Raw genomic sequence first — 17309 nt, 5'->3', positions numbered from 1 at the left:
ATCCCTTGCACTTCGACGTTCTCATCAACAACCTGCCGGCGTTCACCGTTGGTGGCCTGGTGTTCGGCGCGATCTACGCGCTGATCGCCCTCGGCTACACGATGGTCTACGGCGTCCTGCAGCTCATCAACTTCGCGCACTCCGAGGTCTTCATGTACGGCACCTTCGCCGTCGCATGGGTCTTCGTGTTCTTCCACGGCACCGACTCGGTCACGTGGAGCCTGGGCAAGGCCTTGCCCATCCTGGCGGTGGCGCTGCTCGCCGCCATGGCCATGTCCGCGGGAGTGGCGCTCCTGCTCGAACGGGTGGCCTACCGGCCACTGATCAACAAGGGCGCCCCGAAGCTCATCGCGCTCATCTCCGCGATCGGCGCGTCCTTCGCCCTCGCCGAGGCGATGGGCCTGCGCGACAAGTTCGCCGGCTGGTTCGGTCTCGACGACAACCTCTCCGACTACGTCGGCAAGGCCCGTGACGTCTACTCGAACCCCGTCACCATCGACCCGAAGGAGCTCTTCGACGTCGGCAACTACACGGTGACCGACGTCGACATCGTCATCATCGTCGCCGCCATCTTGATGATGGTCGCCCTCGACACCTTCGTGCGGCGCACGAGGTTCGGTCGCGGCATCCGCGCCGTGGCCCAGGACCCCGAGGCCGCGGCACTCATGGGCGTGAACTCCAACCGGGTCATCCAGGGCACCTTCCTCATCGGTGGTCTGATGGCCGGTGCGGCCGCGACCCTGTACATGCTCAAGGTCGGCTCGACCCGCCAGAACGCCGGCTTCATCCTCGGCGTCAAGGCGTTCACGGCCGCCGTCCTCGGCGGTATCGGCAACCTGCGAGGTGCCCTCCTGGGTGGCCTGGTCCTCGGCGTCGCCGAGAGCTACGGCTCTGCGATCTTCGGTTCGGAGTGGAAGGACGTCTTCGCCTTCATCCTCCTGGTCCTGATCCTGCTCGTCAGGCCCTCCGGCCTGCTGGGCGAGGCGCTCGGAAAGGCGCGTGCGTGATGACGGCAATCAGCAAGTCGCTGCAGGCGGTCGGCTCGGCGTGGGACGGCGTGCTCGACCGGTACGCGGCCCTGCCCAAGCCCCTCCGGCTGGTGATCCTGGCCCTGATCGGCATCTTCTTCTTCGCCCTGCCGCTGCTGCGGCCGCCGATCCTCACGACGACGGGCTCCGACTTCGGCGGCGTGATGTTCAGCGTCGCGGCGTTCGCCCTCGTCTCGGTGGGCCTCAACATCGTCATCGGCTACGCCGGCCTGCTCGACCTCGGGTACGTCGGCTTCTACGCCACCGGTGCCTACACCACCGGTGTGCTGACGGTGTACCACGGCTCCTGGCCGTTCTTCCTGGTCCTGCCGGTGGCGATCGCGGTGACGATGGTGACCGGCGTGATCCTCGGTGCACCGACCCTGCGCGTGCGCGGCGACTACCTCGCCATCGTGACGCTCGGCTTCGGTGAGATCATCCGGATCTCGGCCAAGAACATCGAGTGGCTCGGTGCCGCGTCCGGCATCAAGGACATCCCGCACCCGCCCAACATCGGCCCGAACCCCGAGGGCCCGTTCGTCGACCCGAGCGAGCGCGGTCTGTTCCAGATCCCGCGGCTCGTGTGGGACGGGTTCGTCCCGCACCTCGACCACGACCACCCGACGTCCTTCCTGATCTTCGGCTCCCAGGACGCCATTCCCTACTACTGGCTGCTGCTGATCGTGCTCATCCTGGTCATCTGCGGCGACCGGCTGGTCAAGAACAGCCGCGTCGGACGCGCCTGGGAGGCCACGCGCGAGGACGAGGACGCCGCCGAGCTGATGGGTGTGCCGACCTTCCGCTTCAAGCTGATGGCCTTCGCCCTCGGCGCCGCGATCGGCGGCCTGTCGGGGTCCTTCCTCGCCAGCAGCCAGGCCGGCTACATCAGCCCGGACAGCTTCCCGCTGCTGTTCTCGATGCTGCTGGTGGCCGCGGTGGTCATCGGTGGAGCCGGCAACCGGTGGGGCGCCGTCCTCGGCGGTGCGCTGGTGGTCTACCTGCCCGAGCGGTTCCGCGAGATCAACGACTATCGCTACTTCCTCTTCGGTGTCGCGCTGACGACGCTGGCCGTGTGGCGCCCCGAGGGCCTGCTGCCGCCCGGCCGGACCCGACGGGCCAAGGCCGCCGAGGCGGAGATCGAGGCACTCGAAGAGGGCGAGCTGGAGGAGGACGCCAATGCCTGAGCAGACGACTGAGCAGACGATGGCCGCGTCGGGGGAGCGCAAGGCGCTGCTCGAGGTCGACCACGTCACCTTGCGGTTCGGCGGTCTGACCGCTCTCGACGACGTCAGCTTCGAGATCCGCGAGGGCGAGATCCTCGGCCTGATCGGGCCCAACGGCGCGGGCAAGACCACCTGCTTCAACGTCATGACGGGTGTCTACCGGCCGACCTCGGGACAGGTCCGCTTCGACGGCAACCCGCTGTCGAGGATGAAGAAGCACAAGATCACCAAGCTCGGCCTGGCCCGGACGTTCCAGAACATCCGGCTGTTCAAGTCGATGACGGTGCTCGAGAACGTGCTGGTCGGCACCGACGCCCACAGCAAGGTCGGCTTCTGGGACGCGCTGCTGCGCACCCCACGGCACCGCCGTACCGAGGCCGCCTCGCAGGAGCGGGCCAAGGAGCTCCTCCACCTGGTCGGGATCACCGCCCGGCACGACGAGCTGGCCGCCAACCTGTCCTACGGCGACCAGCGCCGGCTCGAGATCGCACGGGCGATGGGCACCGGCCCGAAGCTGCTGTGCCTCGACGAGCCGGCGGCGGGCTTCAACCCCGCCGAGAAGGTCAAGCTCATGGAGCTGATCCGCAAGGTGCGCGACGCCGGCTACACCGTGCTGCTGATCGAGCACGACATGCGGCTGGTCATGGGCGTCACCGACCGGATCGTCGTGCTCGAGTTCGGTCGCAAGATCGCGGAGGGCGTCCCCGCCGAGATCCGCGACAACCCGGCGGTCATCGCCGCCTACCTGGGAGTGGATGAAGATGCTTCTTGAGGTCGAGGACCTTCAGGTCAACTACGGCCACATCGAGGCCATCCGGGGCGTGAGCTTCTCCGTGCCCGAGGGCACGGTGACCTCGCTGGTCGGTGCCAACGGCGCCGGCAAGACGACCACGCTCAAGACGGTCTCGGGCCTGCGCAAGGTGCGTGGCGGCGCGATCCGGTTCCAGGGTGAGGACATCACGCACCTCGCGCCCTTCGAACGGGTCAAGCGGGGGATCAGCCAGTCCCCCGAGGGGCGCGGCTGCTTCCCCGGGATGACCGTGAGCGAGAACCTCGACATGGGCGCCTTCCTGCGCAAGGACCGCAAGACCGCGGCCTACCGGGAGGACCTGGAGCGGGTGTTCACGCTGTTCCCACGGTTGAAGGAGCGCGAGAAGCAGGCGGCCGGCAGCATGTCCGGCGGCGAGCAGCAGATGCTGGCCATCGGACGGGCGCTGATGTCGCGGCCCAAGCTGCTGCTGCTCGACGAGCCGTCGATGGGTCTCGCGCCCAAGCTGATCCAGCAGATCTTCACGATCATCACGGAGATCAACGAACAGGGCACCACCGTCCTGCTGGTGGAGCAGAACGCCGCGCAGGCGCTCAAGCGCTCGCACGACGCCCACATCCTCGAGACCGGCGAGATCGTCCGGTCCGGCAAGGGCGCCGAGCTCGCTGTCGACCCGGCGGTCAAGGCCGCCTACCTCGGCGGCGACGTGTAGCGCGTCCTGCGCGACGTACGACGAAGGCCCGGGCGGATCATCATCCGCCCGGGCCTTCGTGTCGACCCTGGGGGTCAGAGCACCTTCGAGAGGAACGACTGGGTCCGCTCGTGCTGCGGGTTCGACAGCACCTCGACCGGCAGGCCCTCCTCGACGACGACGCCGCCGTCCATGAAGACCAGCTTGTCGCCGACCTCGCGGGCGAAGCCCATCTCGTGGGTGACGACCATCATCGTCATGCCCTCCTGCGCGAGCTCCTTCATGACGCCCAGGACGTCGCCGACCAGCTCCGGGTCGAGGGCGCTGGTGGGCTCGTCGAAGAGCATCATGTCGGGCTTCATCGACAGCGCGCGGGCGATCGCCACGCGCTGCTGCTGACCGCCGGAGAGGTGGGCGGGGTAGGCCGACTCCTTGGTCGACAGGCCGACCTTCTCGAGGTTCTGCCGGGCGATCTGGACCGCCTCGTCCTTGCTCCGACCCCGCACGTTGCGCTGGGCCAGGGTGAGGTTCTTGAGGACCGACAGGTGGGGGAACAGGTTGAACTGCTGGAACACCATGCCGATGCGCGAACGCATCTCGTCGAGGTCCGTCTCGGGGTCGCAGATGTCGACGCCCTCGATCAGGATCTCGCCGGCGCTGGGCTCCTCGAGCCGGTTGACGCAGCGCAGCAGCGTCGACTTGCCCGATCCTGAGGGACCGATGACGCAGACGACCTGGCCGGCGTCGACGAAGAAGTCGATGCCCTTGAGGACCTCGTGGTTGCCGTAGTGCTTGTGCAGGCCACGGACCGCGATCGCCGGGACCGGCTCGCCGTTGGCGAGGTGGGGGGAGTTCATCGGGTCGCCTTCCTCTGCCGGCGCTCCTGCCAGGCCACGAGCTGGGTCAACGGGATCGTGATCACCAGGTAGATCAGGGCCGCCTGGATCAGGCTGGTCGCGGTGCCGGCCGACGGGCCCGACGACTGGAAGTCGCGGGCGACGTTGGTCAGCTCGCGGGTGTCGACCGTCGAGCCGATCACCGAGAGCAGTGCCGTGTCCTTGATCAGCAGCACGAACTCGTTGGTGAGCGGCGGGATGACCACGCGGAACGCCTGGGGGAGCACGATCTTGAACATCGTCGCGGTGCCGCTCATGCCGAGCGAGCGGGCCGCCTCGGTCTGGCCCTTCGGCACGGCCTGGATGCCGGCGCGCAGGGTCTCGGAGATGTACGCCGCCGCCACCATGATCAGCGCGATCAGGCCGGCGCCGACGAGGCCACCGGGCGGAGTCCAGCCGAAGGCGATCGGCACACCGGTGCCCATGAACAGGATCACGATCAGCGCCGGCAGGCCGCGGAAGAACTCGACGTACGCCGTCGCGATCCAGCGCAGCGTCGCGATCGGCGACAGGCGAGCCAGGGCGAGCACGAGCGCGAACGTGAGTCCGCCCGCGAACGCGATCACGGTGTAGATCGCCGTGTTGACCGCGCCCGTCGTGATCAGGTCGCCCCAGTTGCCGTCACTGCCCGGGCTGACGCCACCGGGGTTCCAGAAGTTCTGCCGGATCGTGCTCCAGTCGGCCACCAGGACGACGAGAGCGATGAGGGCGACGACGAGGAGATTGATGCCCCAGATGACCAGCCGGCGCCGCGTCGTGCGCTTCACTTCACCTCGAAGTACTTGTTGTAGATCGTGTCGTAGCTGCCGTCGCTGTGCATCTTCTCGAGGGCGCCGTTCACGTCCTTGACGAGCTGGCTGTTGCCCTTCTTGATGGCGAAGCCGTACTCCTCGTCGGTGTCGTAGGTCTCGACGATCTTGAAGCCGCCGTCGGCCACGTGGTTGAGGTTGACCGGGAGGTCCTGCAGCAGAGCCTGGACCTGGCCGGCCTTGATCGCCTGGTACATCTCGGCGTCGCTCGGGAAGGTCACGATGTCGGCGCCCTTGGCGTTCTCCTCGGTGTACGTCTTGCCGGTGGTGCCCTGCTGCACGCCGACCTTGACGCCGTCGAGGTCGCCGATCGAGGCGATCTTGCTGTCGGCGGGGACCAGCAGGGACTGCTTCGAGGCGTAGTAGCCGTCGGAGAAGTCGAGGTTCTTCTTGCGGTCGTCGGTGATGGTCATCGCCGACGCGACGAGGTCGCACTGGCCGGCGTTGAGCGCCTGGCCGCTCTGCAGGGCGTCGAAGGACGAGTCCTGGATCTTCAGCTTCAGGTCGAGCTGCTCGGCGACGGAGCTGATGACGTCGACGTCGAAGCCCTTGAAGCCGGTGTCGCTGGACTTGTCGAAGTCCTCGAACGGCGGGTAGGGCACGTCCGAGCAGACGGTGAGGGTGTCCTTCTTGATGAGCTCGGCGCCGGTGGCGGACTTGGCGCTGTCCTCGGAGCCACAGGCGGTGAGCGCGAGGGTGGCGAGGGCCGTGATGGTGAGGGCGGTGATGCGCGACTTCTGCATGAGCGGCACTCTAGGCCCCGGCAGCCGGGCGCCTCTAGGCTCCCGGCGGCCCGCTTCCGCCGGTGGCGGGCATTCTTGTCTCGGATACGAGAACATCGGATGACTGGGGGCGGCCCTGCCCCTGTCGGTCGGCCGGACGGTGGGCGTAATGTGTCCGCCTGACCGTTCGGGACCGAGCGGTCTGGTGTCCGTGGGGGTCGAGGGAGGACAGGGTCGGGATGAGTCGCTACTCGCTGACGACGCGCATCGCGACGCGTGACGATGCACCGGTGCTGGCCGAGCTCTGGAGCGACGCCGTACGCCGGGCCGACCCGGCCGAGCAGGTCGCCGACGTCGAGCTGGTCGTCAAGGCCGCCGCGGCCTCGCCCGAGCAGCGCCTCGTCGTCGTCGAGTACGACGGCCAGGTGGCCGGTGCGGTCTACCTGCGGATCACCACCCTGTCGCCCCTCAACCTCGAGCCCTGCGTCCAGTCCATCCACCCCCGGGTGTTCGACGCCTGCCGCCGGCACGGGGTCGGGCACGCGCTGATGGAGGCCGCCACCTCGTTCGCGGAGGAGAACGGCATCCTGCACGTCGTCACCGCGGTTCCGCACTCCTCGCGCGAGTCCAACCGGTTCATGGCGCGCCTGGGCCTGGCGCCGGTCGTGATGTACCGGATCGCGCCGACGACGCTGCTGCGCAGCCGGGTCTCGCCGCAGCGCCAGCAGGCCGGCGTCGACGGCAGCCGCAGCCGGGTGCTCGCGGCCCGCCGCTCGCTGCGCCGGGCGCGCACCGAGCGGCTCGCCCTCCCGGAGCCGGAGCAGGCCTGAGGGCTACTTCCTGCCCGGGTCGCGCTCGAGCAGGGCGCAGGTGATCCGGGACGTGCACACGCGCCGGCCCGCGTCGTCGCTGACGACGATCTCGAAGCTGGCCATGGTGCGCCCGCGGTGCAGCGGCGTCGCGACGCCCGTGACGACCCCCGAGGTCGCCGAGCGGTGGTGGGTGGCGTTGATGTCGGTGCCGACGGCGAACCGGTCGGGACCGGCGTGGATCGCGGCCGCGACCGAGCCCAGGGTCTCGGCGAGAACGACCGAGGCGCCGCCGTGGAGCAGGCCGTAGGGCTGGGTGTTGCCCTCGACGGGCATGGTGGCGACGACACGGTCCGCGGTGACCTCGACGAGCTCGATGCCCATCCGCTCGTTGAGCGCGCCCATGTGGGAGCGCATGTACTCGGCGATCTCGTCGATGGTCGTCATGGGCCGAAACGATAGTCGGAGGGCATCGGTAGAGTCGGCGGGTGCCTCACCACATGACGGAGACGACCCGCCCGCGACTCCTCCTCCTGGACGGACACTCGCTGGCCTACCGCGCCTTCTTCGCCCTGCCCGTCGAGAACTTCTCGACGGCGACGGGGCAGAACACCAACGCGGTCTACGGGTTCACCTCGATGCTGGTCAACGTGCTGCGCGACGAGCAGCCGACCCACGTCGCCGTCGCCTTCGACGTCTCGCGGCAGACCTTCCGCACCGAGGAGTACTCCGAGTACAAGGCCAAGCGCAACAAGACCCCCGGCGAGTTCAGCAGCCAGCTGCCGCTGATCGAGCGGATGCTGACGTCGTTCTCGATCCCGTTCATCAAGGTGCCGGGCTACGAGGCCGACGACATCATCGCCACCCTGGTCACCCAGGCACTCGCCGACGAGACCAGCGGCCTCGAGGTGCTGATCCTCACCGGTGACCGCGACTCGATCCAGCTGGTGACCGACCGATCCACCGTGCTCTACCCGATGCGCGGCGTCTCCGACCTGTCCCGGATGACGCCCGCCTTCGTGGAGGACAAGTACGGCGTCCCGCCGCACCGCTACCCCGAGCTCGCCGCGATCGTGGGGGAGCAGTCCGACAACCTGCCCGGTGTCCCGGGCGTCGGTGCCGGCTTCGCCGCGAAGTGGATCAACACCTACGACGGCCTCGACAACGTCATCGCCCAGGCCGACAAGATCACCGGCAAGAAGGGCGAGGCGTTCCGCGAGCACCTCGGTGACGTGATCCGCAACCGTCGCCTCAACGCGCTCGTGCGCGACCTCGACCTCGGGATCGCCATCGACGACCTGGTGCTCAAGGAGTGGGACCGCGCGGCGGCGCTCGAGCTGCTCGACGAGCTCGAGTTCCGCGGCGAGCTGCGCACCCGGATCCTCGACGTGGTCGCTCCGGGCGAGGACGTCCAGGTCGAGGCCGGCGTCGAGCTCGACGGCACCACCCTCGGCGCCGACGAGGTCGGCCCCTGGCTTGCGGAGATCGGCGACGCCACCGTCGGTCTCTCGGTCCGCGGTGCCTGGGGCAGCGGCACCGGCCGGGTCGACGGCCTCGCCCTGGCCCTGGCCGACGGGCGCGCCGCCTACCTCGACGTCGCCTCGCTCACCCCTGCCGACGACGCCGCGCTCGCCGCCTGGCTGGCCGACCCGGCACGACCGAAGGTGCTGCACGACGCCAAGGGCCCGCTGCACGCGCTCGTCGCCCAGGGCTGGACCCTGGCCGGCGTCGCGGAGGACACCGCGCTGGCGGCGTACCTCGTCGCGCCCGACCAGCGCTCCTACGACCTCGCCGACCTGACCCTGCGCTACCTGCACCGTGAGCTCGGCCAGACGCAGGACCCCGACCAGGGTGAGCTGCTCTTCGACGACGGCGGTGTCGACCAGGGCGGCGTCGCGAGCAGCGCGATGGTGCAGGCCCGGGCCGCGCTGGACCTGTCCGCCGAGCTCGCCGACGAGGTCGAGAAGGCCGGTGGCCACCGGTTGCTCACCGACGTGGAGATGCCGCTCGTCGGTGTCCTCGCCGCGATGGAGCAGACCGGCATCGCCATCGACGTCGACCACCTCGAGGGCCTCGAGGCGCACTTCGGCGACGAGGTCCGCAGCGAGGCGCAGAAGGCCTACGACGTCATCGGCCAGGAGATCAACCTCGGCTCGCCCAAGCAGCTGCAGGTGGTGCTCTTCGACGAGCTCAACATGCCCAAGACCAAGCGCACCAAGACCGGCTACACGACCGACGCCGACGCGCTGCAGTGGCTGTTCGCCCAGACCGAGCACCCGTTCCTGCTCCACCTGCTGCGCCACCGCGAGGTGATCCGCCTGCGGCAGACCATCGAGGGCCTGCTCAAGACCGTCCAGCCCGACGGCCGGATCCACACCACCTTCCACCAGACCATCGCCGCCACCGGACGCCTCTCCAGCACCGAGCCCAACCTGCAGAACATCCCGGTCCGCACCGAGGAGGGCCGCCGGATCCGCGAGAGCTTCGTCGTCGGCAACGGCTATGCGTCCTTGATGACCGCCGACTACAGCCAGATCGAGATGCGGATCATGGCCCACCTGTCGGAGGACGAGCTGCTCATCGAGGCCTTCCGGTCCGGACGCGACTTCCACGCCGAGACCGCGTCGCGGGTCTTCGACGTCGAGCCCGACGCCGTCACTGCGGAGATGCGCGCCAAGATCAAGGCGATGAACTACGGCCTCGCCTACGGCCTGTCCGCGTTCGGCCTGTCCCAGCAGCTCGGCATCGAGCCGCGTGAGGCCAGCGCGTTGATGGACGACTACTTCGAGACCTTCGGCGGCATCCGCGACTACCTCGGCGGCGTCGTCGACGAGGCCCGCCGCACGGGCTTCACCGAGACCATCATGGGCCGGCGCCGTTACCTGCCCGACCTGACCAGCGACAACCGCATGCGCCGCGAGGCCGCCGAGCGGATGGCCCTCAACGCCCCCATCCAGGGCTCGGCCGCCGACCTGATCAAGGTCGCCATGCTGCGCACCGACGCGGCGCTGAAGGAGGCCGGGCTGGCCTCACGGATGCTGCTGCAGGTCCACGACGAGCTCGTCTTCGAGGTCGCCGACGGTGAGCAGGACGCGCTCGAGGCACTGGTCCGCGCTCAGATGGCCGGCGCCGCCGACCTCACCGTGCCCCTCGACGTGTCCGTCGGCACCGGCCGGTCCTGGCACGAGGCCGCGCACTGAGCGGCTAGGACCCGGTGATCGCGTCGTCGTCGCGGCGGTGCCGCACGACCTGCAGTGCGACCAGGACGAGGAGCACCGTGAGGTCGACCGAGGCGACCTTCACCGCGAGGTCGGTGACGCCGGACGCCGTCGTGCCGAGGCCGACGAGCGCCAGCGCGCCGACCCCGACCAGGTACTTCGTCCAGACGCCGCGGGTCGCCAGGCCGGCGTACACGAGGAGCTGGAGCAGCGACAGCAGCGCGCCCAGGGTCGCGAAGAGCCAGAGCCGGTCCTGCACGCCCGCGTAGCTGGCGCCGCCGACGAAGACGAGCGCGAGGTCCGAGAGGAAGTACGTCGCGACGACGCCGACGACGCCGAGGGTGCCGAGGAAGGCCAGTCCCTTGATGACCGCGGCTCTGCTCTCGCCGCCGGTCGACATCGACGGGAAGAGCACGACGACCGCGAACTGGGGCAGGAAGAGCACGGCCTTGGTCACGATCAGGCCACCGGCGTACAGACCGGCATCGTGCTCGTCGAGCACGCTGCGGGCGACCACGATGTCGAGGTTCGCCATCGCGAAGAACGCCAGCAGGGCCACGGAGCTGCCGAGGGTCTCGCGCAGCACGTCGCGGCGGATCTCGGCCTCGGTCACCTCCGTCTCACGTCGCGGGTGGCGACCGAGGGCCCAGGCGCCCACCAGCACCGGCACCCAGGTCGAGACCAGGATGGCCAGCATCGCGCTGCTCTCGGAGCGCCAGACCAGGAGGAAGGCGATGCCGAGCAGCACCCGGGGTACGCCGACGGCGAGGTAGACCAGGCTCAGCGGGAGCCAGCGCCGTTCGCCCTGCAGCACACCTGCCTGCGCGCCCATCACCGTCGCGGGCACGATGGCGAGCGCGAGGAGGACGGCGGGCAGCAGGCCGTCGAGGCGCAGCAGCCTGGTCACGAGCGGGGCGGCCACCACGGTCACGGCGCCGAGAGCCAGCGCAGTGCGCCAGCCGGTGCGCAGCACCGCGGCCTCGACGGCGGCGACGTGCTCGGGATCGGCGGCGATCCTGCGTGCCGACGTCGCCTGCAGGCCGAGCTGGAGCACGGAGAGCACCAGCATCAGCGCCATCACGCCGGCCAGGGCGCCGTACTGGCCCGGACCGAGCAGACGGGCCGAGGCGATCTGGAAGCCGTAGGTGCCGACGTTCATCACGGCCATCGCGATGGCGATGCCGGCGCTGCTGCGCAGGAGCCGGGAGATGCGTGAGCCCGCCGGGCGGGAGGTCGTCGTCACCAGAGCAGGTTAGGGGGTGCCCCAACCGATCGGGGTAGCCGAGGTCGCTCGGCATACAGTGACCCCGGCCACGCGACGTGCACGTGGCGCCCAGGGAGGGGTGAGGATGCGGGACGAGCGACGCGTTCGCGTGCTGCTGTGGACCGTGTACGCCGCCCTCGCGGTCTTCGTCCTCACCGAGAAGTGGGGCCAGGCGACGAGCGACACCCGCTTCGAGCTCACCGAGGTCCCCGGCCCGCACCTGGCCGGCACCTTCCACCTGTGGAACCCCGAGGTCTCGCTCGGCGAGCTGCAGAACCAGGCCTACGGCTACCTCTTCCCCCACGGCTCCTTCTTCTGGCTCGCCGAGCTGGCCGGCGTCCCGGGCTGGCTCGCGCAGCGCGGCTGGTCGGTCCTGCTGCTGGTCGTCGCCTGCGAAGGCGTACGACGACTCGCCCGCACCCTCGGCACGTCCCCGGGTGCGGCTGCCCTCGCGGGCCTGGCCTACGGCCTGACGCCGCGCCACGTCACGGAGATCGGCACGCGCAGTGCAGAGGTGCTGCCCGGTGCGGTGCTGCCGTGGGCGTTGCTGCCGGTGGTGCTGGCTGCGCAGGGCCGGCTCCGGCCGCGCAACGCGGCGATCCTGTCCGCTGCCGCCTTCGCCTGCTCCGGCGGCGTCAACGGCACAGCGACCGCTGCTCCCGCCGCGCTGCTCGCCGTCGCCGTCGGGTGGACCGTGCTGACCCGGCGGTTGAGCTGGCGGTTCGGTGTCGGCTGGTTCGCCCTCGTCGGCGCGGTGAGTGCGTGGTGGGTGCTGTCGTTGCTGCGGCTCGGCGCCTACAGCCCGCCGTTCTTCGACTTCGTCGAGGACGCCCGCACCACCACGTCGACCTCGGGCTTCGGCCCGGTGCTGCGTGGCGCGAGCAACTGGGTGGGCTACATCTCCGTCGGCGGCCAGCGCTGGTGGCCGGCCGGCTACGACCTCGCCTACGAGCCGTGGCTGGTCCTCGGCTCAGGGATCGTCGCCGTCGCCGGCTTCGTCGGGCTGCTGCGGATGCGCAGCGCGTGGCGCACGCCGCTGCTCCTCGCTGCCGTCTTCGGGCTCACCTGCCAGGTGATCGCCCACACGGGCGCCCTGGATGGCCCGTTCAGCCAGGCGTTGCGCGACCTGCTCGACGGACCGCTGGCCCCGCTGCGCAACGTCCCGAAGGTCGATCCGGTGCTGCGGGTGCCGATCGCGCTCGGCCTCGCCGTCGTGGTCGACGACCTCGTCCGGCTGCTCCTGCGACGCCGCGACGGTCGGCTGTGGCGCCCGGTCGTGCGCCGGGGTATCGCCGGCGGCGTCGTGCTCTTCCTCGTCGGCGGCCTGGTCGCCATGGCGCAGCCGATCCTGAGCGCGGACACCCGCACGCCCGGCTGGAAGCAGGTCCCGTCCTACTGGACCCAGGCCGCCGCCTTCCTCGAGAAGCGGTCCGGCGCCTCCGACCGCAGCGGCGGCGCGACCTGGGTGATCCCCGGCTCGGGTTTCGGGATCCAGCAGTGGGGCTGGACCATGGAGGAGCCGATGGAGGCGGTGGCGCGCAGCCCGTGGATCACCCGGTCCCAGGTGCCGCTGACCCCGCCGGCGACGATCCGGCTGTTCACGGCGATGGAGGCCTACCTCGAGACCGGCTCCGGGTCGCCCTACCTGCGCCACCTGCTCAACCGACTGGGCATCGACACCGTGCTGGTGCGCCACGACCTCGACACCGACGTCGCGCAGGCCACGTCGGCGAGCCTGGTAGGGGTGGCGCTGGGCCGCTCGCCCGGGCTGCAGCAGGTCGCCACCTTCGGCGAGCTCGAGTTCGGCCCCGCGATCGAGGTGTTCGACGTCGAGCCCGCCGAGGGCGCGCAGACGGGGACCGGCGGGTACGACGTCCGCGACGTCGACGACGCGGTCACCGTGGCCGGCTCGGTCGAGGCAGCGGTCGCGGCCGTGGGCTCCGGCCTGGTCGGCCCGGCGCAGGCGATGGTCCTCGAGGGCGAGGAGAGCTGGAAGCACGCCGGACAGGTGGTCGGCGACGGCTATCGGCGCCGCGAGCGCGCGTTCGGCCGCAACCAGGACGCCGAGAGCAACGTGATGACACCGACCGACCGCTACCACGGCGACCGGGTCGTGCCGAACTACCCGGGCTCCGCGGGCTCGGAGCCGGTGGTCGCGAAGTACGACGGCATCGCCGGTGTCGACGCGTCGACCTCCCGCGCGTGGACCAGCTCGCTCGGACCGGTGCACCCGGAGAACGCGCCCTGGTCGGCCCTCGACGGCGACCCGTCGACGTACTGGCGGCCGAGCCCCTACCTCGACGCGAGGGGCCAGTGGCTCGAGGTCGACCTCGGGCGTGAGCGGACCGTCGACGAGGTCACGCTGAGCCAGCCGACGGTCGAGGACGTCGAGCGGGTGACCCGGTGGCGGGTCACCGCAGGCGGGCACAGCCGGATCCTGACCGCCGACCCGTTCACCGGCGAGGGCACGGTCCGTCTCGGCGTGCGCGCGGACCGGGTCCGGGTCGAGGCGCTCGGCGGCACCAGCAGGAACGCGGCCATCGGCATCGCCGAGCTCGACGTCGACGGCATCCGTGCGACCCGCACGCTCGTCGTGCCGGAGGCGTCGACGGATGCCGCGCCGGACCTGGTGTTCGCGGCCGCGCCCGAGGCCCGGGCCTGCGTGCTGACGGTGTTCGGGGCCGACTGCGACCGCTACCGCGCCCACGCGTCGGAGGAGGCGACCGGCATCGACCGGACCTTCACCCTCGACCAGGCCGGCCGGTTCGCGGTCCGCGGCGTCGTCGTCGCGCGCAGCCTGCCCGGCACCCTCCCGCTCCTGCAGCCCGGCTCGGGCACGACGATGACCGGCTCGTCCTGGCTCTCCGTCGACCCTGCTGCCTCCCCGCGGATGGCGTACGACGGCAGCGACGCCACGTCCTGGATCGCCGACCCGCGCGACACGACGCCGGTCCTCGAGGTCGACCTCGGCCGCGAGCGCACGCTGCGGCGGATCAGCCTCACCCCACCGGCCGGTGTCGCGGTGCTGCCCGACCACGCGCAGATCCGCGCCCGGACGGCCGACGGTGAGGAGGTCCGTGAGGTCGACCTGCGCGGGTTCGGCGGCTTCGAGCCGGTCCGGGCCCGGCGGCTGAGCATCACCTTCAGCCGCTCCGCCGACCGCGTCGGCGGCGCACCGCTCGGCATGGGGGAGCTGCACCTCGGCGGGGTGCGGGCGGTGCCCCTCGACGGCGGCGCCCCGACCGGCGCCGTGTGCGGCTACGGCCCGCAGCTGGTCCTCGACGGACGCGTGGTCGACACCCGCGTCCACGGCTTCCTCGGCGACGTCGTCGCGGCCGGCCAGCTCGCCGTGGAGCCGTGCGACGACGCCGGGCCGCTGCGGCTCTCGGCCGGCACCCACCGCGTGGAGCTGCGCTCGACCCAGCAGTTCCAGCCGGTCGGGCTCACGCTGGACGCGGTCGGCTCGGGCGCGGAACCGGGGCGGGTGCACCCTCGATCGCGCACGATCCGGCTGCTGTCGACGGCCGACACCCGGGTCCGGCTCGACGTCGGTCCGGGACAGGACGCCATCCTCTCCTCGCCCCACAACGTCAACGTGGGCTGGGTCGCCACCGTCGACGGCCACGAGCTCGAGCGGGTCACCGTCGACGGCTGGGCCCAGGGCTGGCTGCTTCCGGCCGGCACGTCCGGTGAGGTCGAGCTCGGCTACGCCCCGCAGCGCGGCTACCTGGTCGTGCTGGTCGGCGGTCTCGGCGTCCTCGGCGCCGTGCTGCTGGCCGCGCTCGGGATCCTCGTCTCCGGTGCCCTACGACGACACCGCGGTCCGGCCGACGCGCTCCCGGACACCGAGGCGCTGGAGGCCCCGATCCCCGAGGAACCGGCGCCCTCGCGTCGCCGTACCGTCCTCGCGGCCGTGATCGGCGGCCTCGTCGCCGGGCTCGTCGGCGGCCCGGTCGTGGCTGTCGGCGGCGTCGTGGGCGCGTTGCTCGCCCGCTGGCCGCGCGTGGCGCAGGCTCTCGTCGGCGTGGTGCTGCTGGGTGCCCTCGTCGCCTTCGTCCTGGCGCTGCGGGACGGACCGGTGCTGCCCTCGCGTGCCGCCGACCTGGTGACCGGCGCCGCACTGGCCGCCGGTGTCGCGGCAGCGCTGACGCGGAGGACGCCGGGGTGAGCGCACGGCGGCCGGGGCCCGACCTGGCGGTGACGGTCGCGATCACCGTGCTGGTGCTGGGGCCGCTGCTCGTCGTCGGCGGCTACTGGCTCGTCGGCGACATGGTCTTCGTGCCGCACCAGCCCTGGAAGAGCGCGTGGCTCGGCCTGGACGGGTCGTTGCCGCGCGCCGTGCCGATGGACGCGCTGGTCTCGCTCGCCACGCACGTCGTGCCGGGCAGCGTGGTCCAGCGACTGCTGCTCGTCGGCGGCTTCCTCGCGGGCGGGCTCGGGGCCGGGCGGCTGGTCGGCGACCTGCGCTGGTACGCGCGCGCCGCGGCGATCACGTTGTTCTGCTGGAACCCGTGGGTCCTCGAGAGGTTGCTGATCGGCCAGTGGGCGATCCTGCTGGGCTACCTGCTGCTGCCGTGGGTCGCGCTCGCCGCGCTCAGGCTGCGCGTCGACCCGCGGGACTGGGGACGCGCCGCCGTCGTGCTCGTGCTGTCGGCGACCTGCAGCCCGTCGAGCGGCGTGATGGCCGTCGGGGTCCTGGCCGTGCTGGCGCTCGGGCGGGACCGTCGTACCTGGTGGCGAGCCGGCCTGCTCGCGGTCGGCGCCAACCTGTGCTGGGCCGTGCCGGCGCTCACCGCGACCACCGTGCGCGTGTCGACGGACGGCGTCTTCGCGGGCTTCGCCGCCCGCGCCGAGTCCGCAGCCGGTACGGCGGCCAGCGTGCTCTCGCTCGGCGGCATCTGGAAGACCTCGATCGTCCCGGGGGAGCGCACCAGCGCCGTGCTGGTGCTGCTCTCGTGCCTGCTGAGCGTCGCGGCGTGCGCAGGCCTGGTGCGCAGCGGACCCGACCGGCGCCGCTGGGCCCTCCTGGGAGCCGCAGCCGTCGTGCTCGCGCTCGTGCCGGCCGTGCCCGGAGGCAGCGACCTCCTGGAGCGCCTGGCGGCCCACGTGCCGGGACTGGCGCTGCTGCGCGACTCCCACCGCTTCCTCGCGCCGCTCGGCCTCGTGCTCGCGGTCGGCTCCGCCCATGCGGTGAGGGCCGTGCGGGCGTGGATCCGGCCAGGCGTGGGGGCACTGTGGAGCGCGGTCGTCCTGCTCGTCGTCGCACCGCTGCTGCTCCTGCCGGGCCTGGCGTGGGGCGCGCTGGGCGACCTGCCGCGCTCGTCGTACCCGCAGGCCTGGGAGGACGTCGCCGACCTCGTCGGCCCCCAGGACACGACCGTCGTGCTGCCCTGGGAGGGTTCCTACCGCGGCTACGCGTGGAACCACCGCAGAGCCGTGCTCGACCCCGCTCCGCGGCTGCTGCCCGGCACGGTGCTCGTCGACGACCGGGTGCTGCTCGCCGACCGCGTCGTGCCGGCCGAGGACCCGCGGGTGGTCGCGGTCACCCGTGCGCTCGCCGACACCGACCCCGCCGGCGCGCTGCGTGCGCAGGGCGTGCGTTGGGTCCTGGTCGAGCGCGGGATGGGGGAGCCCGAGGTCCCCGCTGGCCGGATCGCGTACGACGGCGGCGGGCTGCGGCTCGTCGACCTGTCCGCGGGCGGCCCGGTCACGAGCGTTGCCGGCGACGACGACGGTTTGCGTCACGTTCTGGTGTCGATCGGTCAGACTTGCGCGTTTCTTTTGCTTTTGACCGGTGCCGCATGGATACTCCGGTCTGGGAGTAACGGGCATCACAGTCATGAAAGTCATGGGGTGTGATGCTCTGTGCCGGTCTTTGGG

Annotated in this window: 13 protein-coding genes; 8 read left to right on the top strand and 5 right to left on the bottom strand. The window is 71.3% G+C overall.

Features of this window, described 5'->3' with window-relative positions; all coding sequences use genetic code 11:
* The first annotated feature begins 5 nt into the window (after positions 1-5).
* From BJ958_RS08700 to BJ958_RS08685, 4 genes are read left to right on the top strand one after another with little or no spacing between them, the layout of a single operon-like run.
* Positions 6-1007: a branched-chain amino acid ABC transporter permease gene (locus BJ958_RS08700; protein WP_179726471.1), complete on the top strand. Its 1002-nt coding sequence runs from the start codon at positions 6-8 to the stop codon at positions 1005-1007.
* Complete coding sequence (locus BJ958_RS08695) at positions 1007-2212, top strand: branched-chain amino acid ABC transporter permease (RefSeq protein WP_179726470.1); 1206 nt, start codon at positions 1007-1009, stop codon at positions 2210-2212. Before BJ958_RS08700 ends, BJ958_RS08695 begins: the two co-directional genes overlap by 1 nt.
* Positions 2205-3023, top strand: coding sequence for an ABC transporter ATP-binding protein (locus tag BJ958_RS08690; protein ID WP_179726469.1), 819 nt, complete (start codon positions 2205-2207; stop codon positions 3021-3023). The genes BJ958_RS08695 and BJ958_RS08690 overlap by 8 nt, the downstream gene beginning before the upstream one ends.
* Entirely contained in the window at positions 3007-3732 is a 726-nt protein-coding gene (locus BJ958_RS08685) for an ABC transporter ATP-binding protein (protein WP_218865654.1), read from the top strand. The genes BJ958_RS08690 and BJ958_RS08685 overlap by 17 nt, the downstream gene beginning before the upstream one ends.
* 74 nt (positions 3733-3806) lie before the next feature.
* Here the strand turns inward: BJ958_RS08685 and BJ958_RS08680 are convergent, their stop codons facing one another.
* Genes BJ958_RS08680 through BJ958_RS08670 form a run of 3 tightly spaced genes read right to left on the bottom strand, consistent with a single transcriptional unit; the run spans position 3807 to position 6159 of the window.
* Entirely contained in the window at positions 3807-4568 is a 762-nt protein-coding gene (locus tag BJ958_RS08680) for an amino acid ABC transporter ATP-binding protein (protein ID WP_179726468.1), read from the bottom strand.
* Positions 4565-5374 (bottom strand): ABC transporter permease subunit, encoded by an 810-nt coding sequence (locus BJ958_RS08675; RefSeq protein ID WP_179726467.1) that lies wholly within the window; start codon positions 5372-5374, stop codon positions 4565-4567. The genes BJ958_RS08680 and BJ958_RS08675 overlap by 4 nt, the downstream gene beginning before the upstream one ends.
* Positions 5371-6159, bottom strand: a complete 789-nt coding sequence (locus BJ958_RS08670; RefSeq protein WP_179726466.1) for an ABC transporter substrate-binding protein — start codon at positions 6157-6159, stop codon at positions 5371-5373. The genes BJ958_RS08675 and BJ958_RS08670 overlap by 4 nt, the downstream gene beginning before the upstream one ends.
* Positions 6160-6377: 218 nt before the next feature.
* Here BJ958_RS08670 and BJ958_RS08665 point away from each other — a divergent pair, with 218 nt between their 5' ends.
* A complete protein-coding gene (locus BJ958_RS08665) occupies positions 6378-6968 on the top strand; it encodes a GNAT family N-acetyltransferase (protein ID WP_179726465.1) in 591 nt (196 codons plus the stop codon).
* 3 nt (positions 6969-6971) lie between these two features.
* On the opposite strand, the gene BJ958_RS08660 is transcribed toward BJ958_RS08665, so the two are convergent.
* Complete coding sequence (locus BJ958_RS08660) at positions 6972-7394, bottom strand: hotdog fold thioesterase (protein ID WP_179726464.1); 423 nt, start codon at positions 7392-7394, stop codon at positions 6972-6974.
* Between the two features lie 53 nt (positions 7395-7447).
* On the opposite strand from BJ958_RS08660, the gene polA reads away from it, so the two are divergent.
* On the top strand, positions 7448-10147 hold the full coding sequence (gene polA / locus BJ958_RS08655) for a DNA polymerase I (RefSeq protein ID WP_179726463.1): 2700 nt from the start codon (positions 7448-7450) through the stop codon (positions 10145-10147).
* Between the two features lie 4 nt (positions 10148-10151).
* Here polA and BJ958_RS08650 read toward each other — a convergent pair whose 3' ends face one another.
* Entirely contained in the window at positions 10152-11408 is a 1257-nt protein-coding gene (locus BJ958_RS08650) for an oligosaccharide flippase family protein (protein ID WP_179726462.1), read from the bottom strand.
* A 106-nt stretch (positions 11409-11514) separates the two neighbouring features.
* On the opposite strand from BJ958_RS08650, the gene BJ958_RS08645 reads away from it, so the two are divergent.
* Both BJ958_RS08645 and BJ958_RS08640 read left to right on the top strand, forming a co-directional pair.
* Positions 11515-15597, top strand: a complete 4083-nt coding sequence (locus BJ958_RS08645) for an alpha-(1->3)-arabinofuranosyltransferase domain-containing protein (RefSeq protein WP_179726461.1) — start codon at positions 11515-11517, stop codon at positions 15595-15597.
* A complete protein-coding gene (locus BJ958_RS08640; protein WP_179726460.1) occupies positions 15594-17288 on the top strand; it encodes an MmpA family trehalose lipid delivery protein in 1695 nt (564 codons plus the stop codon). Before BJ958_RS08645 ends, BJ958_RS08640 begins: the two co-directional genes overlap by 4 nt.
* The last annotated feature ends 21 nt before the right edge of the window (positions 17289-17309 follow it).

Origin of the sequence: Nocardioides kongjuensis, from assembly GCF_013409625.1 — a bacterium.
Lineage (GTDB): Bacteria > Actinomycetota > Actinomycetes > Propionibacteriales > Nocardioidaceae > Nocardioides > Nocardioides kongjuensis.
The sequence above is the reverse complement of the archived record's forward strand: the minus strand, read 5'-3'. Positions and strand labels throughout refer to the sequence as shown.

Excerpts from the sequence above, each read along its gene's own strand:
- BJ958_RS08695 (WP_179726470.1), top strand. The coding sequence starts at position 1,007 with ATGACGGCAATCAGCAAGTCGCTGCAGGCGGTCGGCTCGGCGTGGGAC.
- BJ958_RS08645 (WP_179726461.1), top strand. The coding sequence starts at position 11,515 with ATGCGGGACGAGCGACGCGTTCGCGTGCTGCTGTGGACCGTGTACGCC.
- polA (WP_179726463.1), top strand. The coding sequence starts at position 7,448 with ATGACGGAGACGACCCGCCCGCGACTCCTCCTCCTGGACGGACACTCG.
- BJ958_RS08685 (WP_218865654.1), top strand. The coding sequence starts at position 3,007 with ATGAAGATGCTTCTTGAGGTCGAGGACCTTCAGGTCAACTACGGCCAC.
- BJ958_RS08670 (WP_179726466.1), bottom strand. The coding sequence starts at position 6,159 with ATGCAGAAGTCGCGCATCACCGCCCTCACCATCACGGCCCTCGCCACC.
- BJ958_RS08680 (WP_179726468.1), bottom strand. The coding sequence starts at position 4,568 with ATGAACTCCCCCCACCTCGCCAACGGCGAGCCGGTCCCGGCGATCGCG.
- BJ958_RS08660 (WP_179726464.1), bottom strand. The coding sequence starts at position 7,394 with ATGACGACCATCGACGAGATCGCCGAGTACATGCGCTCCCACATGGGC.
- BJ958_RS08690 (WP_179726469.1), top strand. The coding sequence starts at position 2,205 with ATGCCTGAGCAGACGACTGAGCAGACGATGGCCGCGTCGGGGGAGCGC.
- BJ958_RS08665 (WP_179726465.1), top strand. The coding sequence starts at position 6,378 with ATGAGTCGCTACTCGCTGACGACGCGCATCGCGACGCGTGACGATGCA.